Origin of the sequence: Burkholderia sp. AU31652 (assembly GCF_002223155.1) — a bacterium.
GTDB lineage: Bacteria > Pseudomonadota > Gammaproteobacteria > Burkholderiales > Burkholderiaceae > Burkholderia.
This window is the reverse complement of the sequence record NZ_NKFG01000003.1, coordinates 1012207-1034844: the sequence shown is the minus strand read 5'-3', so window position 1 is coordinate 1034844 and position 22638 is coordinate 1012207. Positions and strand designations below refer to the sequence as shown.

The following is a 22638-nucleotide window of genomic DNA, read 5'->3' as shown; positions in this document are numbered from 1 at the left end:
TTTCATTGTCATCGGATGGAGCGGCCGTCATCGGCCGGTTGCCGTGCATCGCCGAGCACGGTCGCAAGCACGAGGGCCGCGATCAGCCCAAGATGCTCGAAAAAGCTGTTGAGTGCCATGAAATGTTCGGCACCCGAGCGGTTCCAGAAATCGTTCGCCACGACCATCGCGACCAGCGTCAGCATGCCAAGCGCGCCGGCGCCGAGCCACGTGAAGCGGCGAAACACCACGCACAACGAGCCGACGATCTCGACCACGATCGCCAGCGCCGCCCACAGCGCGGCCGGCTGCAGGCCGAAATGCGCCTGCTCGGCCACCGCGTCGCCGAAGTGCATCGCCTTGTTGACGCCGCCGATGAGGAACGCGGAAACGAGCGCCAGACGCGCGAGCGGCAGGACCCACGGCTGCGACAGCAGCGCGCGGATCCATGCCGGGTTGCCATGGGCAGTGCGCGCCGTCATGTCAGACCGCCCAGCACGAGCAGCCGAATGCGCCCCAGAAGCCCTTCGCGTCCGAGGTCGGCAGCGCGCGGCTCCATGCGCTGGCATGCGCATGGCCGTGCAGGCCGCACGCACTCGCGCAACCGCACATCGCCGCGGCAGCCGCCGCGCGTTGCAGCGGTGCGCCGTCGCGCTGCGTCGCGCCCCAGCCACCGTAGCCGCCGTAGGCGCGCACCGGCGACCAGTCCGGCATCGCCGGCGGAATCGGCGCGTCGTGCGACGCGAACGGCCCCGCCCCCCACACGATCCGGCCGCCCACCACCGTCAGCAGCGCCGTCGTATCGACGATATCGTCCTCCGCGCACGTGAAGAAATCGCGATCCGGGACCGTCAGGTCGGCCAGTTGCCCGACCGCGATGCGCCCTTTCTTGCCCTCTTCGTTCGAGAACCACGTCACGTACTCGGTCCACATCCGCAGCGCGGTCTCGCGATCGAGCAGGTTGCGCTGCGGATACAGGCGCATCCCGCCCACCGTCTTGCCCGTCACCAGCCATGCGAGCGACACCCACGGGTTGTACGACGCCACCCGCGTCGCGTCGGTGCCGGCCGACACCTTGAGGCCTTTCGACAGCATCTTCGCGACCGGCGGCGTCGCTTCGGCCGCCTGCGCGCCGTAGCGCTCGACGAAGTACTCGCCCTGGTACGCCATCCGGTGCTGCACCGCGATGCCGCCGCCCAGCGCCGCGATCCGGTCCATCGACTTCTCGGAGATCGTTTCCGCGTGATCGAAAAACCAGTTCAGCCCCTCGAGCGGAATGTCCTGGTTGACCTTCTCGAACACGTCGAGCGCGCGGCTGATCGTTTCATCGTAGGTCGCATGCATGCGCCACGGCCAGCGGTTTTGCGCGAGCACGCGCACGACGCCTTCGAGATCGTCTTCCATCTGCGCCGGCAGATCCGGGCGCGCGACGCGGAAATCCTCGAAGTCGGCTGCCGAGAACACCAGCATCTCGCCTGCGCCGTTGTGACGGAAGTAATCGGTGCCGTCGTGGTACTTGCTGCTCTTCGTCCAGTTGACGAAGTCTTCCTTCTCCGCGTTCGGCTTCTGCGTGAACAGGTTGTAGGCGATCCGGATCGTCATCTCGCCCGCGTCATGCAGCTTGCGGATCACCTCGTAATCGTCGGGGTAATTCTGCGAGCCGCCGCCTGCATCGATCACGCCCGTCACGCCGAGCCGGTTCAGCTCACGCATGAAGTGACGCGTCGAGTTGTACTGATATTCGAACGGCAGCTTCGGGCCTTTTGCGAGCGTCGCATAGAGGATCGTCGCGTTCGGGTTCGCGAGCAGCAGGCCCGTCGGATTGCCCGCGGCGTCGCGCAGGATCGTGCCGCCCGGCGGCTCGGGCGTGTCCTTCGTATAACCCACGACACGCAGCGCGGCCGCGTTCAGCAGCGCACGGTCGTACAAATGCAGGATGAACACCGGCGTATCGGGCGCAACCGCGTTGAGCTCGTCGATCGTCGGCAGGCGCTTCTCGGCGAACTGGTGTTCGGTGAAGCCGCCGACCACGCGCACCCACTGCGGCGCAGGCGTGATCGCAACCTGCTGCTTGAGCATCTCCATCGCGACCGCGAGCGAGCGTACGCCGTCCCAGCGCAGCTCCATGTTGTAGTTCAGGCCGCCACGGATCACGTGGCAATGGTTGTCGGTCAGGCCCGGCAGCGCCGGGCGGCAGCCGAGGTCGACCACCTTCGTCGCACGGCCCGCGAGCGGCATGACCTCCGCGTCGCTGCCGACCGCGACGAAGCGGCCGTCCTTGATCGCGACCGCAGTGGCAACGGGGTTCGCACGGTCGAGCGTCGTGATGCGTCCGTTGTGCAGGATAAGATCCGGTTGATTATCAGTTGCACTCATTAATATGTCCTCGATGCGGTCAGAAGCCGAGCCAGTGGCGGATGGAGCCGATGGCCTGCGAGCCGATCAGCATGCCGGCGAGGCCGATCAGCGCAATGAGCGGCGGCGCCGGCGAGCGCACCTTGATCACGCTGTACACGACGCCGATCAGCACGCCTGCCGCCAGCGACAATAGATAAGATTCCATAACGATTATTCTCCCCGGCCGGATTAGAATGAGCCGCATCGCGCCGGCCGCATGCTGCGCCGCCGTATCCACTTCGCTTCCCTGCCACTCTGTCCGACCATGCAACACCTTCCTGATCTCGAAGCCTGGGCCATCTTCGCGCGCGTCGCGGAGCTCGGTTCGTTCGCCAAAGCCGCCGAGCTCCTCGGCGTGTCGCAACCGACCGTCTCGAAGGCGATCGCGCGTCTCGAAAAGCGCCTCGGCGCGATGCTGCTGTACCGCACGTCGCGCAAGCTGTCGCTCACGCCGACCGGCGAACTGCTGCGCGACCGTGCGATCCGCCTGCTCGCCGATGCGGAGCTGATCGAGAGCGAGGCGTCCGCGCAAGCGCTCGAACCGCACGGCCTCGTGCGCGTGAACGCGCCGATGTCGTTCGGGCTGCGCCATCTGTCGCCGCTGCTGCCCGCGTTTCTCGAGCGCCATCCGCGCGTCGATATCGACCTCGTGCTCACCGACCACATCGTCGACATCGTGTCCGGCGGGTTCGACGTCGCGATCCGGATTGCCGAGCTCAGCGATTCGTCGCTGCGCTCGCGCCGCCTGTGTGCGGTGCGCCGTCCGCTCGTCGCGTCGCCGGCGTATCTGGCCCGGCATGGCCGGCCCACGCATCCGCGTGACATCGAGAAGCACGTGTGCCTCACCTACACCAACCTGCCGACGCCCGAGCACTGGCGTTTTCGCCACCCGGCCTCGGGCGACGACTTCGGCGTGAACGTGCACGGGCGCATCCGCACCAACAACGCCGACGTGATCGTCCCCGCACTGATCGCCGGCCACGGCCTCGCGCTTCAGCCCGAGTTCCTGGTGTGGGACGAACTGCAGCGCGGCGTACTCGAAGAAGTCATGCATGACTGGAGGATCGCCGACGTCAACGTCAACCTGATGACGCCGCCCGGCATGCTGCGTGCCGCGCGCGTGACGGTGCTGCTCGATTTCCTCGCCGAACATTTCTCGCACGCGCCGTGGGCGCTGCCCGCGGCCTGAGCGGGCGGCGGCCGGCGGATCGCCGCGGGCCGCCGCTTGCATCGGATACGGCGCCCGCAGCCGGTCGCCCGCCGCCGGTCGCCCGTTATTTCGCCGGCACGGCCGGGATCGACTCGTGCGGCGTCGCGGTACGCTGCGCGGCCTTGTGGACCATCGTGTACGCGTAGTCGACGCCCATCCCGTACGCGCCCGAATGCTCCTTCACAACCGCCATCACCGCGTCGTACGTGTCGCGACGCGCCCAGTCGCGCTGCCACTCGAGAATGACCTGCTGCCAGGTCACTGGCACCGCGCCGGCCTGCACCATCCGCTGCATCGCGAAATCGTGCGCCGCCTGCGACGTGCCGCCCGATGCGTCGGCCACCATGTAGATCTCGTAACCGCCTTCGAGCATCGCGCACAGCGCGAACGTCGTATTGCAGACTTCGGTCCACAGACCCGACACGATCACCTTCTTGCGGCCGTTCGCGGCCAGTGCGTCGCGCACCTTCTGGTCGTCCCACGAGTTCATCGACGTGCGTTCGAGCGTCTTCTGGTTCGGGAAGACGTCGAGCAGCTCCGGATACGTGTGACCGGAGAAGCTGTCGCTTTCGACCGTCGTGATCGTGGTCGGGATATTGAACGCCTTCGCGGCCTTCGCCAGGCCGACGACGTTGTTCTTCAGCGTCTGACGATCGATCGACTGCACACCGAACGCCATCTGCGGCTGCTGGTCGATGAAGATCACCTGGCTGTTCTGCGGAGTAAGTACTTCAAGCTTCGGGTTGCTCATGGCGTGATCATCCTTGGAACGGAAGGGGAATCTTGCCTCGCCGCGAACGCGGGAGGAATCGAGTTGGGTACGACGCTTGATCTGCTTCGTCCGTCTCGATTCATTAAAACCGCAATCCTCTGATACGAACACCCAAAAAATGGAATCACTCGGATTCCAGAATAGGTGGTCGCCCAAGGGCAATCCGCCCTTTTTTTCTTCACGTAAACCCGATACGCTTCGAGGGACCTCGACGATGCACTCGTCGCCACCCGTCGTTCGATCACGAGACCACGAGACGCCCATCATGAAAGCCTATGTCCTGTCGCTGCTCGCCGGCGTCCTCGCCGGTGTCATCTACGGCGCGCTCGGCGTGAACTCGCCGGCCCCGCCGATCATCGCGCTCACCTGCCTGCTCGGCATGCTGGCCGGCGAACAGATCCTGCCGGTCGCGCGACGCATGCTCGCGGGCCACCGGCTGAACACCGCATGGCGCGATGCGAAGTGCAGCCAGCACATGTTCGGCGCGCTGCCCGGCGGCACCACGAACGACCGCAAGCCGTCGTGACGCAATCGTTCATCACCGGCCACGCATGACCAACGTCGAACTGTTTCATTACCTGCTGCTGTTGATCTGCGGTGCCGGCGCACTCACGTGGCTCGCCGAACGGATCTCGATTCCGCCGGCCGTCGTGCTGCTGCTCGGCGGCTGCGTGGTCGCGGTTGCAGGCAAGCGCGTGCCCGACATGGACCCGGCGCTGCTGCTCGCGGCCGTGCTGCCGCCGCTGCTGATGTCGAGCGGGTTCTACACCGCGTGGAAGGAATTCCGGCAGGAGCTCGCATCGATCGCGTCGCTCGCGCTCGGGGCCGTGGTGTTCACGACCGTCGCGGTCGCGCTCGCCGTGCATGCGGTGAACCCGGCGCTGCCATGGGCCGCCTGCTTCACGCTCGGCGCGATCGTGTCGCCGCCCGATGCGGTCGCCGCGAAGGCGATCCTGCAGCGCCACCCGCTGCCCGCGCGACTCGTCGCGGTGCTCGAAGGCGAAAGCCTCGTCAACGATGCGTCGGGCCTGCTGCTGTACCAGATGGCCGTGTCGGCCGCGCTCGCCGTGTCGATCACGGCCGCGAGCGCCACCGGCCTGTTCTTCTCGCTCACGCTGATCGGCATCGCGGTCGGCCTCGCGTGCGGCCATGCGATGAGCTGGGTGCTGCCGCGCCTGCGCGACCCGATGCTCGGCATCGTCGTGACCTTCGCGATGGCGTGGGGCAGCTACGGGATCGCGGAAGCCGTCGACGGCTCGGGCGTGCTGTCGGTCGTCACCTGCGGGCTCGTGCTCGGCGTGCGCCAGCATCGCGTGTTCGACGCCGACATGCGGATCAAGGCGAAGGCGACCTGGGAAGCGATCGTGTTCGTGCTCGACGCGCTCGTGTTCATCCTGATCGGCCTCGCGCTGCACGCGATCCTCGCGCGCGTGAACCACGAAGGCGCGGTGCTGATGGCCGGCCTGCGCGTCGCGCTGCCCGCCACCGCCGCCACGATCGCCGCGCGCATCGTGTGGGTGTTCGTCGCGATGTGGCTGCCGGGCCGCCTGCGCGCGCCGCGCGCCGGCCACGCACCGTGGTCGTGGCGCGAGGCCGTCGTGCTCGGCTGGTCGGGCATGCGCGGCGTCGTGAGCCTCGCGGCCGCGATCGCGTTGCCCGCCAACTTCCCCGGCCGCGACCTGATCCTGTTCAGCACGTTCCTGCTGATCATCGCCACGCTCGTCGTGCAGGGCGGCACGCTCGCGCCGCTGATCCGCGTGCTGAAGCTGCGCCCGGCCGCGCGGCACACGATGTCCGAGCATGCGGTGCGCGCACACGCGTTCGGCGCGGCGCTCGCCGAACTCGACGCGCTCGAACAGCGCGGCTCGACCCTCGAGCGGCCGTCGCTCGACCGCCTGCTCGCCGAATACCGGAACCGCGTCACCTTCAACGAGCGCGCGCATCGCCACGGCGCCGAGCCGGCCCAGGTGCGCGCGCGCATGCTGCGCGTCGAACTCGACCTCGTCGGCGTGTCGCGCCGCGCGCTGCTCGACCTGCATCGCGACGGCAAGGTCGACGACGCCGTGCTGCACCGGATCGAATCGGAACTCGATTTCGAGGAACTGCGGCTGCAGCGGCTGCTCGAACCGTGACGCCCGGCCCGGCCGCCGGCCTCCCCTTTTTTCACATGGAACTGCAATGAGCGAACTGTCCGTCGAAGCGAGCATCGGCTCCGTCGATTACCTCGTCCACTTCAGCGATGGCGTCCACCAGTGGCGCGCCGACGAACCGGCGTCGCTCGGCGGTGGCGATGCGGCGCCCGCGCCCGTCACGCTGCTGCTGTCGAGCCTCGGCGCGTGCACCGCGATCACGCTGAAAATGTACGCACAGCGCAAGGGCTGGCCGCTCACCGAAGTACACGTGAAGCTCGCGCACGAATCGGGCAGCGCGGGCAGCACGATCGTGCGCCGCATCACGCTCGAAGGCGACCTGTCCGGCGAACAGCGCGAACGGCTGCTGCAGATCGCGAACGCGTGCCCGGTGCACAAGATCCTCACGCATCCGATCACCATCGACACGGCGATCGCCTGACGCGCCCCGCCTCGACTACCAGAACCCCACCATGTCCGCCTCGATCAAGACCCTGCTCACGCCGCGCGAAAGCGACATCGGCAACCTCGTCGTGCGCCGCGTGCTGCCCGCGCGCGCCGCCCGCCTCGTCGGCCCGTTCATCTTCTTCGACGAGATGGGGCCGGCCGTGCTGCCGGCCGGCAGCGGCATCGACGTGCTGCCGCATCCGCACATCGGCCTCGCGACCGTCACCTACCTGTTCGACGGTTCGCTGATGCATCACGACAGCCTCGGCTGCCGGCAGAAGATCGTGCCGGGCGACGTGAACTGGATGACCGCCGGCCGCGGCATCGTGCATTCGGAGCGCTCGCCCGACGAAGATCGGCCGCGCGATCAGCCGGTCCACGGGATCCAGACCTGGGTCGCGCTGCCGGTCGAGCATGAAGACACCGCGCCCGCGTTCGTCCATCATGCGGCCGACACGCTGCCGTCGTTCACGCGCGACGGTGCGAGCGTGCGCGTGATCGCGGGCACCGCGTTCGGGCTCACGTCGCCGGTCGCCGTGTTCTCGCCCACGCTCTATGCGGTTGCGGAATTCGCGGCAGGCGGCACGCTGGCGCTCGATGCCGAACATGAGGAGCGCGGCGTGTACCTCGTTGACGGCGATCTCTCGATCGACGGCACGCCGCTCGCCGCCGCGACGATGGCCGTGCTGGAGCCGGGCGCGACCGTGACGCTCGCCAGCACGAACGGCGCCCGCGTGATGCTGCTCGGCGGCGCCCATCTGCCGGGAGAGCGGTTCATCGAATGGAATTTCGTATCGAGCGCGCGCGCGAAGATCGATGCGGCCCGTGCAGCGTGGGCCGATCAGACCTTCGGCAAGGTGCCGGGCGAAGAACACGAGTGGACGCGCCAGCCGGAACGCAAGGCGCAGTAAGGTCACAACGCGCAGCAAGCGGGTTCGCACGCATGCAAGCAACGGCCGGCTCCCATGACGGCCGTCGCGCGTTTACCGCTTCAATCCCATCAGTTTCGCGAGCGTCGGCCAGCGGTCGAGCGACTCGATGAACGCGCGGCGCGCCTGCTCGTCGACGTAACGCTCGGGATCGAGCGCGGGCAAATGCCGCGCGAGGCCGAGCACGTCGTTCGGTTGCGACAGGCGATCATCGTCGCTGTCGGCGGGGAGCATCACTGTTCGTCGATCCATACGCCATCCGGAGTTTTCACCGCGTAGCCCGCGGCCGTCTGCATCGTCACCGTGCCCTCGTTCTCGCCCACCATCCGCGTGCGCGGCAGGTCGGCCGCGTACTGCGCGAGCGTCGTGCCCGGCTTGAACGGGCTGTTCGACACGAGGTTCGACAGCAGTTGCGCGAGCGCGAGGAAGCTGGTCGGCTGGTCGATCACGGTCGTCGCGCCGTGGTTGCCGGTAAAGCCGACGAGCCGCACGCCGACCGGCCCGTGCACGATGCGCGGCGTCGGGATCTCGCGCAGGCCCGCGACCTGGTACTTGTCGCCGCGCAGCGCGGCGCCGTGCTCGGGCACGAACACGATCACCGCGCGCCGGCCCGATTGCGCGATCAGGTCGGCCAGGTGATCGAAGTCGTCCATCAGCTTCGTCACGCGCTGCGGATACGAGTCGATGCTCGTCAGCGCGCTGCCGACGACGCGGTTGCCGTCGTGCAGGCTGATCGTGTTGTAGTACAGCGCGACCGGGCCCGGCACCGACGCGCGCTGCGCGTACCAGTTCGCGAGCGTCGCGTAGTCGCTCTTGATCTCCGAGCCGTCGAACGCGTGCATCGCGACCGGCGCGGCCGCGTTCGACACCGGCGGCGCGTCGGGCACGCCGATGTTGTCGTGGATCACCTGCAGGAAGTTGTCGAAGTGGCCGTCGTGGTTCAGCAGCGACTGCACCTTGTAGCCCGCGCTCGCCAACTGCGAGAACAGGTAGCACTGCTGCGGCGCCGGCTTGTACAGGTCGGCGTGCGCTTCCTGCCCGCAGCTCGCGCGCAGCACGCGGATCGCCGCCGGGCCGCTGTAGCTCGCGGCCGTGCTGAAGTTATTGAACAGGTAGTCGAAGTGGCTCAGCATCGGATGGTTGCGCACCTTCGCGGCATCGAGGTCGTCCCACGACAGCGAGCAGATGTGCAGCACGATCACGTCGAATTGCGCGGATGGATCGTTGCCGAGATGGCCGAACGCGACCTGCCGCTGCGATTCCTGCGTGCGGAACGTCGCGAGCGCGGCGTTGTGATCCTCCGGCTGGCCGGCGAGCGTCGTGCCCGTGGCGCTCGCCTGCTGCGGAAGCGGTGCGACGACGCGCGCCATCAGCCCGCTGCCGGCCTGCCACAGCGGCATCACGACCAGCACGGCCAGCACGAACGTCGCGACGCGCAGCCAGCGATTGACGATGAAATAGACGATCAGCACACCGGCCACCGTCAGCAGCAGCACCGGCGGCAGCAGGCGCGGCAGCAGCTCCATCCAGTACTCGAGGCGGAACGTGCTCACTTCGCGCGCGGCTTCGGCGAGCCGCGCGAGCGGCGGCGCATGCATCTCGCGCGCGAGCAGCGGCACCGCGATCGCGATCGCCACGACCTGCCGGACGATGCGCCACGCGCGCCGCCGGATCGGCGCGCTCGCCGCGAGCGCCACCGCGAACGCGAGGTTCGCGAGCCAGAACGGCTGCAGGTGCCCGGTCGCGAACAGCGCGAACTTCAGGATGAAATACAGATTCCAGAACGTCATCTAACCCACTCCATGATGAGCGCCGCGTCAGTCGCGCGCCCGATCGAGTTTCGGCGCCAGCATGGCCAGCAGGCCGCGCGCCGCACCCTTCCACATCCGTACGTTGCCGTCCAGGCCGATCCGCAACACTTCCTTCAGCCCGCCGAGCGGCGTGTCGACCCGCTGGCCTTCGTGCCAATCGAGCCACGCGTCCGCGCGGCCGAACGTGCATTGCACGAGCTGGCGCTCCTGTTCGAGCGTGAGTTCGTCGAAGCTCACGCCGACATGGGTCGGCGTCACGCGGCTCACGCGCACCGGGAACGGGAACGGCCGGTCGCCGCGCGTCACGCACACCGTCAGCGTGTCGCCGACGGCAAGCGAGAGGCCCGGCACCGCTTCGAGGCCGAGGCCGCCGGTCGAGTAGTCGCTCGTGAAGCACGCGGCGGTCGACCCGTCGGCGAGCAGCAGCATGGCCGGCACGCGCATCGCGATCCGGTGCGTGACGCGCACCTGCTTGGTTTCGCGCGCCACGGCCAGCGCCGCGCCGAGCATCGCGAGGTTGTACACGGTCCAGCCGAGCGTGATCAGGATCGTCGACGCCTCGTCGCCCTGGTCGGCCACGAGCCGCCACAGGCCGGCGAGGATCGCGAGCACGTTCATCCCGAACAGCACCAGATACGGCTTCGACGTCGACCAGTCGACGTAGCCTTCGTCGATCTTGCCGCCCTTGTCGGTCACATTGAACTTGCCGTGCTTCGGGCTGAAGAACGCGACGGTGGTCGGCAGTGCGATGTACCACGCGAGCACCGATTCGTAGACCTCGGCCCAGAACGAATGGCGGTAGCGCCCCTGCATCCGCGAGTTCGCGACGTTCGCGAGCACGAGATACGGGATCACGTAGCTCGCGAGCGCGAGCGCCGACGCGTTGATGAAGTACAGGTGGAAGAACAGGTACGCGAGCGGGATCGTCAGGAACACCAGCCGCGGGATCCCGTAGAAGAAGTGCAGCATCGCGTTGCCGTAGCAGATCCGCTGGATGAGGCCGAGCCCGCGCCCGAGGAACGGGTTGTCGATGCGGAAGATCTGCGCCATCCCGCGTGCCCAGCGCGTGCGCTGCTTCACGTGGCCCGCGAGGCTTTCGGTCGCGAGGCCGGCCGCCTGCACGGTCGGCAGGTAGGCCGACGTATAGCCGCGCCGGTGCAGCTTGAGCGCCGTGTGCGCATCCTCGGTCACGGTCTCGACCGCGACGCCGCCCACCTCTTCCAGCGCGCTGCGCTTGAGCACCGCGCACGAGCCGCAGAAGAACGTCGCGTTCCACAGGTCGTTGCCCGACTGCACGAGGCCGTAGAACAGGTTGCCTTCGTTCGGGATCTCGCGGAACGTGCCGAGGTTGCGCTCGAACGGATCGGGCGAGAAGAAATGGTGCGGCGTCTGCACGAGCGCGCACTTCGGGTCGCGCAGGAACACGCCCATCGTCGTCTGCAGGAACGAGCGCGTCGGCACGTGATCGCAGTCGAAGATCGCGATGTATTCGCCGTGCGTCTTCGGCAGCGCGCGGTTGATGTTGCCGGCCTTCGCGTGGCGGTTGTCGTCGCGCGTCACGTAGTCGATGCCGGCCTCGCGCGCGAACGCCTCGAATTCGGGGCGCTTGCCGTCGTCGAGCAGATACACGCGCAGCTTGGCCGTCGGCCAGTCGATGCTCTGCGCGGCGAAAACGGTCGGCTTCACGACCGACAGCGGCTCGTTGTAGGTCGGGATGTAGATGTCGACGGTCGGCCAGGTGTCGGGGTCGTCGGGCAGCGGCACGATCGGCCGGTCGAGCGGCCATGCGGTCTGCACGAAGCCAAGTAGCAGGATCATCCACGTATAGGCTTCCGCGCCGTACAGCAGATAGCCGGCGACGGCCTCGACCGGGCTGCGGAAATCGAGCGTCTGCGTGGTGCGCCACCACATGTAGCGCACCGTCGCGAGCAGGGCGAGCGACGCGAGCGCGAGCGTCGGCAGATGGCCCGGCAGGCGGCGCAGCGCGAGCGCCAGCACCGCGACGATCGCGAAGAACGCGAACTGCGCGCCCGGCATCAGCGGCGACATCCCGGCCGCGGCCCACAGCAGCGCGCCGGCCACCAGCAGCAGCGGTGCGAGCCAGCGGTGCCGGCCGACACCGTTCGCGCGCGCATCGAGCCAGCCGCCCCAGCGCACCCACGGCAGGCGCGCGAGCAGCGCATCGATGCGCCGGCCGACCGCGCGCCCGGCCACGTAGACGGGCACGACATACCGGTCGAACCAGGCGAGCGGATCGCGCGCGGGCCGGCCTTCCGCCGAGCGCGGCGCCCGCACGATCGCGCGCCACAGCCATTCGCGCGGGCTGAGCGGCTGCAGCACGCCCCACTCCTGCGCCAGCCGCAGCGACGCGACGCGCACCCAGCGGCGCACGTGATCGGGCCGGCCCGGCGGCGGCGCGTGGAAGAACAGCCGCACGATCCAGTCGACCAGCGTGCGTTGCGCCGGCAACCCGATGCCGCGTGCGAGCCAGTCGGCCGCACGACGGCCGAGCACACGCAGGCGCAGCGCGAAGCCCGCGTTCATCGCGCCGCTCCGCGGCGACCGGCGGCGCCTGCCGCCAGCCACGCATCGACCCAGTTCGCGACGCCGTTCAGGTCGTGCGACGCCTGCGAATACGGCGCGTCGTCGAAGATCCAGCTGCCGCGTGCGAGCGCTTCGGGCACGGCCGCATCGACGTGGATGCGCTGCTCGAGCATCGACGCCGGCCCCGCGACCGCGCGCAGCATGCCGAGCGCGTCGCGCTGCATGTCGCGCGCCGGATTCAGCCGGTTCACGACGATCTGCAGTTCGCCGCCGCCGGCCCGCAGCGCGCCGAGCCGCGCGGCCGTCGTCGCGCACGCGGTCGGCTCGGGCGGCACGACGACGAGCGTGAGGTCCGCGCGGCGAATCGCCTGCTCGGCCTGCGTCGACGGATAGCGCGCGGTGTCGATCAGCACGACGCCGTCGGCCGGCAGCGCAATCTCGTCGAGCGCGCGCGCGAGCCACGCGGGATCGGCCGCGAGCCGCGCATCGCACGCGGCGGCGCCGGCCGCGTCGACCTGCCCGTACGGGACGAACAGCACGCCGTCGGCGTTGCGCCACGTATGGGCATGCCACGGCTCGCCGCCGCCGAGCAGGCTCTGCGCGAGGCCATGCTCGGCCAGCGAGTCGAGGCCGAGCGTCGCGCCCATCAGGTTCTGTGCATCGAATTCGACGGCGACGACCGGTCGGCCGCGACGCGCGAGCAGCACCGCGAGCGCGGCCGTGAGCGTCGTGCGGCCCGCGCCGCCCGTCGTCGACGCAATAGCGATCGTCTTCATCGGGCCGCCTCGCCGCTGCGCTCGCCGCGCGCCGCATCGGGCAGCAGCCGCCCGCGCAGCGCGACCGGCACGAGCTCGCATGGCACCGCGTCGCGCCGGTCGAGGCCGCGCGGCGCATGAAAACCGCGGCCGATGCCGAGGTGCTGTGCGACGATCCACACCGGCACCGCGATCACGATGCCGACGATGAAACCGATGACGATTTCGGCAATCATGCGACTCCCTCCTTGCGCAGCGGCATCGCGCTGCGGACGGCGCTGCGCTTGCGCGCGGCGGGAATGACGGGTTCCGGCGCCGATGCGTCGACAGCCGCGGCCGTCGATGTCGCACCGATCGCCTCGAGCGCGACGATCGTATCGATCGCGTCGATCGCGCCGCTCACTTCGCCCGCGTCGGGCACCGCCGCGCCGAGGTCGACCGACGATTGGCGCGTCGCGCCCGCCGGCTGCGTGGCCGCGAACAGGTCGCTGTAGTCGGCGATCGGCGCGCGCCGGTTCTCGGCCTTCAGCGCATTGAGCTCGGTGTCGATGCTGCCGTGGCCGAGGCACACGACGCGGTCGGACAGCGTGTCGACCGGCACGTCGAAGATGCGCGCGAGCGCGTCCTCCGCATCGGCCGGCTCGCACGCGAACAGGAACACGTACAGGTGCGCGGCATCGGCCGTCACGACGTCGCCCGCGCGGCGCGGCCGGCAACACCGCAGCGCGTCGACGTGCGACACGCCCGGCAGCAGCGCGATCTTCGCGAGCGTGTGCGGCAGCGCGAGCACGGCGCCGCGATCGAGCACCGCGCGAATCCGCAGGCAGAACGCGCCGACCGGCAGGTAGCCGAGCACCGAATCGCCGAGCGCGGCCGCGAGCGCCGCACGATAGTCGGCCGCGACGGGCCGCGCATAGAGCTGGCCGCGCAACGCGTGCACGGCGGCCTGCATCCGCGAGACCGGCAGGTCGCGCGCGACGACGCGGCTCGCGCCGACGCTCAGCACGAGCATCTCGAACTGCTGGCGCAGCACTTCGCCGCGCTCGACGACCGCGATCTTCAGCGCACCGCCGCACTGCCGGCGCAATGCGTGCACGTCCGCGCAGAGCGCTTCGAGCTGCGCATGCGAGCGGAACACGAGCACCGCGGTGGCGGCCTGCGCATGCGCGCAGGCGGCGACGACGGCCGCGTTGTCTTCGACGATCTCCCAGCCGTCCGGCACGCGGTTCGCGCCTTCGAGCACCGCGCGGCTGACGACGACGCGATCCTCGTCGCTCGCGAGCTTCATCCGGTGCGCGGGCTCGGTCGCGCCGCCGTCGACGTTCGCCGACAGCCGGCCGCCCGGCGCGAAGCGCAGCGGCCGCACTTCGCCGGCCGCGAGCGTGTCGCCCGCCCGCCAGAAATCGACGACCCACAGCAGCTCGCCGTGCGTGCGCTGCAACTGCGCGACGCCCGAGCAGATACCGTGGAAACCGCTGCGCGGCGTGCGATCCGCATCGCGCACGAGCGGCGCATCGTCGGTGCGCGCCGCGCCGCCCGCACGGGTCGCCTCGGGATCGAGCAGCAGCACCAGCGCGATCCGGCGCGTGCGGCACCAGTCGGCGAGTGCGTGCGCCTCGTCGGCGAGCGCGATCGGGTCGTCCCAGCTGAACCAGCGCTGCGCGCCCTCGACGAAATACAGCGAGCGCGCCCGAAAGCCGTAGCGCTTCAGCGCGCGCAGGCCGCCGGTCAGTCGTGCAAACGGGCCCGGTGGCGCGCGGCGCGGGGCGTCCGCGGTTGCGCCGGCGCCGGGGTTGTCACCGTTGGCCGGCTCGGCCGCGGGCGGCATCGCCAGCACGTTCAGGTTGCGCGGCCAGCCGGCCGGCTGCGCGCCGCCCGCGAAGCCGCGCGCCTGCATCTGGTCGGCAACGTGGGCCGCGTCGCGCGCGAGCACGACCGTCACGTCGCGCGTGCGCGCCTGTCGCGCGCTCTCCCACACGAGCGCGTCGCAGGCCGGCGTGCCGCCGGCCGCGTAGATCGCGTACAGGCCGCCGGCTTCCAGTTGCGTCCACGCATCGGGCAAGCCGTCGATCGCGAGCCGGCTCACCGTGCCGATACGGCCGCCGGCCGGCGCGCCCAGCAGCGCACGCAGGCGGCCCAGCAGGCCGGCGGCGCCGAATGCGGGACGGGTGGCATCGAGTTCCGTATTCACGGCGTTCCCCTAGTAACCTAGTAATCCGAATAAAGCCGCACCGGCGTCGGCGTGACGAGCCAGCTGCGTTGCGCGCGCGCGTCGAACGCATAGCGCAGGTACACGAGCGCCGAACTCGGCGCGTAGTCGTGCGACCGGTCGACCTTCAGCTGCGCGCCGACGCTCAGGTGCGGGTTCACGCGGTACTCGACGATCCCGTTGATCCCGTACGAGAACGACACGCCGCGCGTCGAGCTGCCCGTGTACACGAACCCGGCCGCCACCTGCGCGGCCCGCTGGTCCGACGACATCGGGTAATACAGCGAATCCTTCTCGTAGCTGTTCGAGATCCCGCCGGTGACGGTCAGGTCCCACGACAGCGCATCGTGCCGCCCCGCCCATTCGATCGGCACGCCGAGCGACAGGTAGCGTTGCGGGCTGTAGTAGCCGCCCTGCCCGTACGTGTAGTAGCGCAGGTTCTCCGCGTAGTGCCATGCGTTGCCGACGAGCCCGGTGCTGACCTTCATCGTCGCACGCTCGTACACGGGCACCGTGAAGCCGGTGCGCAGCGTGACTTCCGCGTTGCGTTCGACGTTGCGGCCGGACAGCACGCCCGCGCCGAGTTCCGCGAACAGGTTCGTGCGGCCGACGTCGACCGACGCGCGCAGGGTCACGCCGTCGCGGCGCACGCCGCCCCAGACCGCGCCCGTCCACGGGTCGCGCATCCCCGAGTACGACAGCACGCTGCTCGTTTCCGGCCGCCGCGACGCATTCACCGAGAAACTGGCCGGGCCGGCGTCGAAGCGATAGCGCACGCCGCCGACCAGGTAATGCACGGGGAAACCGAGCGGCGACGTGCCGAGATCGAAGCGCCATGCGTCCGTCAGGTAGCCGGCGCCGAGCGCGACGCCCGTGGCGGTCTGGTGCAGCGAGCCCGGCGGATTCGCGATCGATGCGGGGGTCAGCGCGTTCTGCGCCTTGAGCGCCGCGTAGCTGCCGAACGTGCTGAGCGAATACGCGTTCGGGTTGCTCGTGTCGAGCGTGCCCGGGTCGAGATGCACGGTGTCGATCTGCGCGAACACGTGCCCGTCGTAGCGGATCGGCATCTGCATGTAGATCGGCACCTGCTGCGCGCGATACGACGAGATGCCTTCGTCGCCCGACTTGTAGGCGGGCGTCCAGCCGGTTTCGATCTCGGGATTGCGCCGCTGCTGGAGATCCGCGAACGCGGCCTGCGCGGGCGTCAGTCCGTCACGGCCCGGGCTCACGCCCGTCGTGCGCTCCTGCGACTGCGACATCCGGTACAGCGACGCCGCATCGTCATAGCGCCCCTGCGCCTCGGCCACGCGGCCGGCCGCGACCGTCACGTCGGCGCGCGCCGGGTACGCGGCATGCAGCCGATCGGTCACCTGCCCGGCTTCGTCCGGACGGCGCAGCGCATTCAGGCGACGCACGGCCGACAGTTGCGTATCGACGTCGTCGTCCGGCGTGCGGGCCAGCACCGCCTGCACGCGTGCAAGCGCCGCGGCCCGATTGCCGCTGTCCTCGTCGATGCGGGCCAGCGCGAGCTGCGTATCCGCATCGTCCGGCGTGCGCGCGACGGCCGGCGCAAGCGCGGCGCGCGCCGCATCGTAATGGCCTTGCGCACGTTCGAGATCGGCCAGTTCGAGCGCATAACGCTGGTCCGCGCGGCCGGCCGGGCTCGCGCGATCGAGCAGCTTGCGCGCCTGCGCGTAATCCTGCTGCGCGATCGCGTCGTCCGTCTGCCGCAGCACGAGCCGCAGCGACTGGTCCTCGATCCTCGCCGTCTGTGCGGGCGTCAGCGACGGTTCCCGGCGCAGCGTGTCGAGCCATGCGGCGAGCGCGTCGTCGCGCCCCGCGCTGCCGAGCAGGTCGCCGTAGCGCAGCCGCACGTCCGCGTCGGCTTCGCGCGGGTGCGCGGCGATCCAGTCGTGCAACGGTGCGAGCCCGCGGTCGGCTTCGCCCGCGTCGATCCATTGCGCGCCGATCGCGGCGAGCATGTCGGGATCGTCCGGCGCACTCGCCTGCGCCTGTGCGAGCAACGCGGCAAACGCCGTGCGGTCGCCGCGCGCGAGCGCGCCGCGTGCGTCGGCCAGCGCGCGTTGCGCATCGAGCTTGCGCGCGAGCGCGCGCATCCCGTCCGAACGGTGCGCGTCGTCGACCGGCGCGAGCGCGGCCTGCGCGCCCGCGACGTCGTCGAGCGAATTGCGGTACAGCGCGGTCGCGTAGCGCATCTCGGGCGTCGCGCTCTGCGCCAGCCCGTCGTCCATCACCGTGCGGCCGAGCTGCGGCAGCCCCATGTCGCGATAGAGGCGCGCGAGTGCGAAGCGCGTCCACGGCGCGTCGGGCGCCGCGCGCACGGCCGCCTCGTAGCGCTGCGCGGCGGGCCCGCGTTCGCCCTTGTCCGCCAGCGCGCGCGCCTGGTCCGCGAGCAGGTCGGCACGCAGGCCGTCGAGCGCGCGCCGATCGTCGCGGCCCGTCACGCGGCCTTGCAGCGCACCGAGCAGCGGGCCGATCTGGTCCGCGCGGCCGGTGTTCTCGTACAGCGTGGCCGTGCCGCGCACGGCCGCGAGGTCCGGCGAACGTGCGGCCAGCAACTCGCGCAGCAACGGCTCCGCGCGTGCCCAGTCGCGCTGCGCGAGCAACGCGTCGGCAAGCTGCAGCTTCGCATCCGGGCTGTCCGGCTGCATCGCGAGTGCCGCGCGTGCGGCGCGCTCCTCGTCCTGCGGACGGCCTGCCGCGGCTGCCGCGCGGCCTTGTGCGAGCAGCCCCCAGAACTGCGCGGTGCGCGCGAGGCCCTGCCATTTGCCGCGCTGGTCGGTCGACAGCGTCGCGGCGCGCGTGAACAACGTGCGCGCTTCGTCGTGCCGCCCTTCGCGCAGGCGCAGCAGGCCGAGTCCGCCGACCGCGTCGGCGTCGTCCGCCCGCGCCCGCGCGGCGCGCGTGAGCAGCGGATCGGCGCCGGCCAGGTCGCCGCGCGCGAGCGCCTGCAGGCCGCGCTGCTGCGCGATGTAGTCGGGATTGCGTTCGAGCTGGCGCTGCGCGTCGCGCTGGCGATCCAGTTCCGCGACGCGGTCGACGAATTCGGTATCGCCCGGCACGAGCACGAGATACGCATGCAGTGCATCGAGATACGCGGGATCGCTGCCGGCCGACTGCAGCACGCGCCGCCACAGCGCCATCGCCTCCGTATGGTCGGCGTCGGCGCGCTTCGCGAGCGCCCAGGCGATCCGGTTCGCCTCCGGTCGCGTGTCGGCACGCTGGTTCAAGAGCCGCGCGAGCGCCATCGTCGCGCTCGTGTCCTGCGGATCGGCCGCGACCGCGCGGCGCAGCGCGGCGATCGCCGGCTCGCGTCCGCCCGGCGCATTCGACACGATCTGGTAATACTCGGCGCCGAGCGCACCCGACGGCGCGCCGTTCGGAAACAGCGCGACGATCCGCCGGGCCGCTTCGTCCGCGCGGCCGCTGCGCGCGAGCAGGCGGATCTGTGCCATCTCGCCGCGCCCGCTCGTCGCGACGCGATATTCGTCAGCCACCCGCCGCGTGGCGGGCGCATTCGGCGACTGCGCCTGCAGCCGCGCGAGCGACGCCTGCGCGCCTTTCGCGTCGCCGAGCCGCAACAGCACGCGCACTTGTTCGGCCAGCAGCTCGGGATCGCCCGGCGCGATCAGCAGCCCCTTGCGCAGCGCGTCGCGCGCGAGGTCGTCGCGATGCTTGACGCCCCACATCCGCGCAGTGTCGAGCAGACGCTGCGCATCGGCGGACGCGGCAGTCGCCGGCGCTGCGGGGTTCGCCAGCGGCGCGTGCGCGGCGGTGCCCGGCGCCGCCGCGCACACCGACGACGCGAGCCACGCGAATCCCGCGACGTGCGGCGCGGCGCGCTTCAGCGGGCGGCGCACGAGCGGCCTCCCCAGCGGGCGTCGAGCGTGCCGTCCGCGCCGAACCGGTAGCGCCCGTCGCGCCAGCCGAGCCCGAACAGCGTCAGCACGCTCGTGTAGTAACCGGGCGGCGACTGGCGCGCGAGCGTATCGACACGCGCCGCCTGGGCATCGGCCAGCGCGCGCTGGCCGCGTGCGTCGAGGAACGGCACGGCCGCCGCCGAGAAGCCGCCGTTGCCGTCGTTCGGCCCGGCGACGCCGGTCGTCGTGTCGACCTTCTCCGGCGGCGCGCCATGTGCGGCGATATGGTCGGCGAACGGCGCAAAACGCGCGAGCAGCGGCGCGGCGAGCGGATCGGCGCGGTCGAGCATGCCGGCCCACAGATACACGCGAATCGCGTTGTACGCGCTCTCCGCATGCGTGTCGCGGTCGGGCCCGAAACCCGTGCCCGCGCGATACAGCGCCCAATCGGGCGAAAAGCCTTTCGGTGCGGTGTCGAGCAGCACGCGGCCGGTACTGGAGACGAGCGCGGCCCAGCGCTTGTCGTCGGGCAGGCGCGCGCCGAGCGCACGGATCACCTGCGGCGGCGAATAACTCGGGTTCACGCGCCACTGGCCGTCGGCGAGTTTGAACCCCGTCGGCCCGGGCAGCAGCGTGAGGCCGAGGCCCGGCACGGTCGCCGTCTCGACGTCGAGCACGCGCTTCGCGAGCAGCGCGCCGCGCGCCGTGTAGCTGCGTTCGTGCCACAGCCGCCCGGCCTCGACGAGCGCATACGCGATCCACAGGTCGGCGTCCGATGCCGCGTTCGCGTCGAGCACGCGCCACGCGCCGTCGGGCGCGCGGCCCCACAGCCACGCGGGCAGGTGCGCGCTCAGGTCGCCCTGCGCGAGATTGTTCTCGGTCCATGCGAGGATCGTGTCGAACATGCGCCGGTCGTTCGCGACCAGCGCGAAGAAAAGTCCATACGCCTGCCCCTCCGATACCGTGCGTGAATCGGCCGAGCCGACGTCGATCACGCGGCCGTCGGCCGAGATGAAATCGCGCTTGAACGCGTCCCAGCGCGGCCACGACGCACTGCATCCCGCGTCGGCCGCAGCGGCTCCCGCGGCCTGCGCGCGCGTGGCCATGCCGGCCGCCGCGCACGTCATCGCCACCGCCAGCGCGAGTGCCGCGCCGACGCGCCGCGCCGGCCGCGTTGCCCGTCGCTTCGCCATTGCCCGCGCCATCCGTTACATCCCCCGTCGACGCGCGGCGATTCTCTGCAGCACGCTGAACACGCCAAGCGCGAGCAGCAGCCCCGCCACGACGCCGACCGCGCCCAGCACGACCGGATGCCGCGCCGCCTGCGTCCACACCCGCGCATACCACGGCACGAACCCGACCACGTAAGGCTCGCCGACGCGCAGGCTGTCGACCTGCCCCGGCCGCACCAGCGCCAGGTCGCCCTGCAGCTGCGACACGAGCCCGGCGTTCTCGAACACGTTGAGCAGATCGCCGAGGCGCGGCTGGTCGGTCGCCGTCAGCGCAACGACGCTGCGCCCCCGGCTGCCCGGCAGCTCGAACCCGGCGAGCGCCGCGAGCGAGCCCGTCTGCTCGATGTGCGCGCCGCCTTCGGTCAGGCCGACGCCGTTGCGCCAGCGCTCCTTCACCGAGAAGGCGATGCGCGCGGCGCCCTCGCCGCCCGCGCTGCCCTGCTCGCCGATCACGAGCGGCAGCGCCGAGCGCCAGTGCGCGAGCAGCGGCGACGCGGGCGAGCCGTCGATCACGAGGAGATCCTTGCTGCCCGACAGCGCGGCGACGTCGCCGGGCCGCGCGACCTGCACGCGCAGCGCCGGGAAGCCGGTCCATTCGCCCATGTGGCCGAGCATCGTCAGGTAGGCCTCGAGCTCCTGCGGCGACGGCCGGTCGGGCATCACGACGGCCGTCTGCGACAGGTCGGCGAAGCGCGTGAACGGGAAGCCGCTGTTCGCGAAGAACGCCAGGTTCGGCAACTGCGCGTAATGGACGAAGTGCGAGAAGTCGATCGTCGAATCGGGATCGATCGCCGCACGCTGCGGCTCGGTCGCCGTGCTCGAGCACAGGCCCGTCTTCTGCGAGTCGAGCGTGAAGCGGAACTGCAGCTGGTTGCCGCTGCCGACCCGGAACGCCGGGATGTCGACGTCGCTCGTCACGCGCCCTTCCGGCACCGACAGCAACGGCAGCTGCATGCGGCCGTGCGCGTCCTCGGCATGGGCCGGCCCGAGCCGGTACGACTTCACGAGCTGGTCGTTGATCTCGACGGCAAGCGTCGAGTTGTCCTGCACCGTCGGCGCCGTGTAGCGGTAGCGCAGCGTGATCGGCACGCCCGCGCCGTTCCACGAATGGAGGTCGGACGGCACGCGCAGGTTCAGGCGAATGGCGTCGGGCGACGTGCCGCGCACTTCCAGCTCGCGCGTATCGGACACGAGCTCGCGGAACGTGATCGGCCGGTTCACCGGCAGCCAGCGCGGCGCGTCGTACGGTTTGCGCGGTGCGCCGAGATCGACGTGCGCGACCGTCGCCGACGGCCCCGACAGCGCCGCGCGGCCCAGCACGAGCGTCGCGACCGCATCGTCGACCTCGGCCGCCGTGCGGCCCGTGACGACGAGCAGCTTGCGCCCCGGCGCGGCCGGGTTGTCGGCCACCGCGAGCAGCGGGCCGTTGATCGACGGCAGCGCGAGGCCGGCCGGCAGCGTCGCGGCCGTGCCGATCACCACCGCCTGGTCGTCGGCCGGCAGCCCGGTCGACACCGGGAAGCGCGCATGCCGGTAGTCGGCCAGCGCGCCGAACCACGACGCGAGCACGCCCGCGCTGCGCAGCGTCGCCGAATCGGGCGACGCCGGCAGCACGAACGGCAGCCGCACGCGGCCGTTGTCGCGCCGGTCGAAGAACGGCGCGGGCAGCAGCGCGAGATCGTTCGGCAGGCGGACCGGCGATTCGTCGAGGATCAGCTCGCTCTTCGGGCTCACGTCGGCCCACAGCGCCGAGTTCGACGGATCCTCGCAATGGTCGAGCGTGTAGTGCGCGATCAGGCGCAGGCCGATCTGGTTGAAATCCGAGAAGTAGCGCGGATCGATCGGGATCTCTTGCGTGACCGTGCGGCCCGCCTGCGCGGCGTCGAACGGGACGGTCGCGATGACCTCGCCGTTCACCGACACCTTCAGGTGCGACATCGGGAACACCAGCGACGGCGAATACGCGTAGGTCAGGCGCAGCCGCGCGCCGGTGACCACGCGGTCGAGCCGCACGCCCGCATTGATCGTGCGGGCGTCGTCGGCGCCGCGCAGGCGCAGCGGATCGAACGCGCCGAGCGACGCGAACGGCAGGCGCACCGTCGTCGCCGGCAGGCCGGCTGGGCTCGCGCTGGCCGCCGCGGGCGCGGCCGCAAGCACCGGCGCCGGCGCAGCGCCGGACGCGGCCGCAACTGGCACGGCCGGCATCGGCGCGGCCGACAGCGCGGCGGCATGAAAGGCGCCGACCATCGCGGCCGAGAGGATGAGCAGCGACACGGCCGGCTTCATGCGGCACTCCGTTTCATCAGGATCATCCGGTCGTCCGTCGCATCGAAATCGATGCCC

The 22638-nt window shown here is 70.7% G+C and carries 18 protein-coding genes; 5 read left to right on the top strand and 13 right to left on the bottom strand.

Annotation, left to right across the window (positions count from 1 at the left end):
* Window positions 1-8: 8 nt before the first annotated feature.
* Genes CFB40_RS07465 through CFB40_RS07455 form a run of 3 tightly spaced genes read right to left on the bottom strand, consistent with a single transcriptional unit; the run spans window position 9 to window position 2542 of the window.
* On the bottom strand, window positions 9-461 hold the full coding sequence (locus CFB40_RS07465; RefSeq protein ID WP_089425140.1) for a DoxX family protein: 453 nt from the start codon (window positions 459-461) through the stop codon (window positions 9-11).
* Between the two features lies 1 nt (window position 462).
* Entirely contained in the window at window positions 463-2355 is a 1893-nt protein-coding gene (locus tag CFB40_RS07460; RefSeq protein WP_089430946.1) for an amidohydrolase, read from the bottom strand.
* A gap of 19 nt (window positions 2356-2374) precedes the next feature.
* On the bottom strand, window positions 2375-2542 hold the full coding sequence (locus tag CFB40_RS07455) for a DUF1427 family protein (RefSeq protein ID WP_089425138.1): 168 nt from the start codon (window positions 2540-2542) through the stop codon (window positions 2375-2377).
* A gap of 99 nt (window positions 2543-2641) precedes the next feature.
* On the opposite strand from CFB40_RS07455, the gene CFB40_RS07450 reads away from it, so the two are divergent.
* Window positions 2642-3565, top strand: coding sequence for a LysR family transcriptional regulator (locus tag CFB40_RS07450; protein WP_089425137.1), 924 nt, complete (start codon window positions 2642-2644; stop codon window positions 3563-3565).
* An 85-nt stretch (window positions 3566-3650) separates the two neighbouring features.
* Here CFB40_RS07450 and CFB40_RS07445 read toward each other — a convergent pair whose 3' ends face one another.
* Window positions 3651-4337 (bottom strand): hydrolase, encoded by a 687-nt coding sequence (locus tag CFB40_RS07445; protein ID WP_089430945.1) that lies wholly within the window; start codon window positions 4335-4337, stop codon window positions 3651-3653.
* 286 nt (window positions 4338-4623) lie between these two features.
* Here CFB40_RS07445 and CFB40_RS07440 point away from each other — a divergent pair, with 286 nt between their 5' ends.
* The 4 genes from CFB40_RS07440 to CFB40_RS07425 are packed head-to-tail and all read left to right on the top strand — an operon-like array spanning window position 4624 to window position 7845.
* On the top strand, window positions 4624-4884 hold the full coding sequence (locus CFB40_RS07440; protein ID WP_089430944.1) for a XapX domain-containing protein: 261 nt from the start codon (window positions 4624-4626) through the stop codon (window positions 4882-4884).
* Window positions 4885-4909: 25 nt separating this feature from the next.
* Window positions 4910-6490, top strand: a complete 1581-nt coding sequence (locus CFB40_RS07435; RefSeq protein ID WP_089430943.1) for a cation:proton antiporter — start codon at window positions 4910-4912, stop codon at window positions 6488-6490.
* 46 nt (window positions 6491-6536) lie between these two features.
* Window positions 6537-6929: an OsmC family protein gene (locus CFB40_RS07430; RefSeq protein WP_011351699.1), complete on the top strand. Its 393-nt coding sequence runs from the start codon at window positions 6537-6539 to the stop codon at window positions 6927-6929.
* Between the two features lie 31 nt (window positions 6930-6960).
* Window positions 6961-7845 (top strand): pirin family protein, encoded by an 885-nt coding sequence (locus CFB40_RS07425; protein WP_089425133.1) that lies wholly within the window; start codon window positions 6961-6963, stop codon window positions 7843-7845.
* Between the two features lie 72 nt (window positions 7846-7917).
* Here the strand turns inward: CFB40_RS07425 and CFB40_RS07420 are convergent, their stop codons facing one another.
* From CFB40_RS07420 to bcsB, 9 genes are read right to left on the bottom strand one after another with little or no spacing between them, the layout of a single operon-like run.
* Entirely contained in the window at window positions 7918-8115 is a 198-nt protein-coding gene (locus CFB40_RS07420; protein WP_089425132.1) for a hypothetical protein, read from the bottom strand.
* Window positions 8097-9653, bottom strand: coding sequence for a cellulose biosynthesis protein BcsG (gene bcsG, locus CFB40_RS07415; RefSeq protein ID WP_089425131.1), 1557 nt, complete (start codon window positions 9651-9653; stop codon window positions 8097-8099). The genes CFB40_RS07420 and bcsG overlap by 19 nt, the downstream gene beginning before the upstream one ends.
* A 27-nt stretch (window positions 9654-9680) precedes the next feature.
* Window positions 9681-12218 (bottom strand): UDP-forming cellulose synthase catalytic subunit, encoded by a 2538-nt coding sequence (bcsA, locus tag CFB40_RS07410; protein ID WP_089425892.1) that lies wholly within the window; start codon window positions 12216-12218, stop codon window positions 9681-9683.
* Window positions 12215-12994, bottom strand: coding sequence for a cellulose biosynthesis protein BcsQ (gene bcsQ, locus CFB40_RS07405; RefSeq protein WP_089425130.1), 780 nt, complete (start codon window positions 12992-12994; stop codon window positions 12215-12217). Before bcsQ ends, bcsA begins: the two co-directional genes overlap by 4 nt.
* A complete protein-coding gene (locus CFB40_RS07400; RefSeq protein WP_089425129.1) occupies window positions 12991-13209 on the bottom strand; it encodes a hypothetical protein in 219 nt (72 codons plus the stop codon). Before CFB40_RS07400 ends, bcsQ begins: the two co-directional genes overlap by 4 nt.
* Window positions 13206-15164, bottom strand: coding sequence for a cellulose biosynthesis protein BcsE (bcsE, locus tag CFB40_RS07395; RefSeq protein ID WP_089430942.1), 1959 nt, complete (start codon window positions 15162-15164; stop codon window positions 13206-13208). Before bcsE ends, CFB40_RS07400 begins: the two co-directional genes overlap by 4 nt.
* Before the next feature lie 17 nt (window positions 15165-15181).
* The gene (locus CFB40_RS07390) at window positions 15182-19063 is read right to left on the bottom strand and encodes a cellulose synthase subunit BcsC-related outer membrane protein (protein WP_089430941.1); all 3882 of its coding nucleotides are present in this window, start codon (window positions 19061-19063) and stop codon (window positions 15182-15184) included.
* On the bottom strand, window positions 19048-20268 hold the full coding sequence (gene bcsZ, locus CFB40_RS07385; protein WP_089430940.1) for a cellulose synthase complex periplasmic endoglucanase BcsZ: 1221 nt from the start codon (window positions 20266-20268) through the stop codon (window positions 19048-19050). Before bcsZ ends, CFB40_RS07390 begins: the two co-directional genes overlap by 16 nt.
* Before the next feature lie 3 nt (window positions 20269-20271).
* Entirely contained in the window at window positions 20272-22581 is a 2310-nt protein-coding gene (gene bcsB / locus CFB40_RS07380) for a cellulose biosynthesis cyclic di-GMP-binding regulatory protein BcsB (RefSeq protein WP_089430939.1), read from the bottom strand.
* Window positions 22582-22638: the final 57 nt, after the last annotated feature.

Bases quoted from the DNA above. Each gene is read 5' to 3' on its own strand.
- bcsZ (WP_089430940.1), bottom strand. From the start codon at position 20,268: ATGGCGCGGGCAATGGCGAAGCGACGGGCAACGCGGCCGGCGCGGCGC.
- CFB40_RS07465 (WP_089425140.1), bottom strand. From the start codon at position 461: ATGACGGCGCGCACTGCCCATGGCAACCCGGCATGGATCCGCGCGCTG.
- CFB40_RS07425 (WP_089425133.1), top strand. From the start codon at position 6,961: ATGTCCGCCTCGATCAAGACCCTGCTCACGCCGCGCGAAAGCGACATC.
- CFB40_RS07455 (WP_089425138.1), bottom strand. From the start codon at position 2,542: ATGGAATCTTATCTATTGTCGCTGGCGGCAGGCGTGCTGATCGGCGTC.
- CFB40_RS07400 (WP_089425129.1), bottom strand. From the start codon at position 13,209: ATGATTGCCGAAATCGTCATCGGTTTCATCGTCGGCATCGTGATCGCG.
- bcsA (WP_089425892.1), bottom strand. From the start codon at position 12,218: ATGAACGCGGGCTTCGCGCTGCGCCTGCGTGTGCTCGGCCGTCGTGCG.
- bcsG (WP_089425131.1), bottom strand. From the start codon at position 9,653: ATGACGTTCTGGAATCTGTATTTCATCCTGAAGTTCGCGCTGTTCGCG.
- CFB40_RS07420 (WP_089425132.1), bottom strand. From the start codon at position 8,115: ATGGATCGACGAACAGTGATGCTCCCCGCCGACAGCGACGATGATCGC.
- CFB40_RS07445 (WP_089430945.1), bottom strand. From the start codon at position 4,337: ATGAGCAACCCGAAGCTTGAAGTACTTACTCCGCAGAACAGCCAGGTG.
- CFB40_RS07435 (WP_089430943.1), top strand. From the start codon at position 4,910: ATGACCAACGTCGAACTGTTTCATTACCTGCTGCTGTTGATCTGCGGT.
- bcsB (WP_089430939.1), bottom strand. From the start codon at position 22,581: ATGAAGCCGGCCGTGTCGCTGCTCATCCTCTCGGCCGCGATGGTCGGC.
- CFB40_RS07450 (WP_089425137.1), top strand. From the start codon at position 2,642: ATGCAACACCTTCCTGATCTCGAAGCCTGGGCCATCTTCGCGCGCGTC.
- CFB40_RS07430 (WP_011351699.1), top strand. From the start codon at position 6,537: ATGAGCGAACTGTCCGTCGAAGCGAGCATCGGCTCCGTCGATTACCTC.
- bcsQ (WP_089425130.1), bottom strand. From the start codon at position 12,994: ATGAAGACGATCGCTATTGCGTCGACGACGGGCGGCGCGGGCCGCACG.
- CFB40_RS07440 (WP_089430944.1), top strand. From the start codon at position 4,624: ATGAAAGCCTATGTCCTGTCGCTGCTCGCCGGCGTCCTCGCCGGTGTC.
- CFB40_RS07460 (WP_089430946.1), bottom strand. From the start codon at position 2,355: ATGAGTGCAACTGATAATCAACCGGATCTTATCCTGCACAACGGACGC.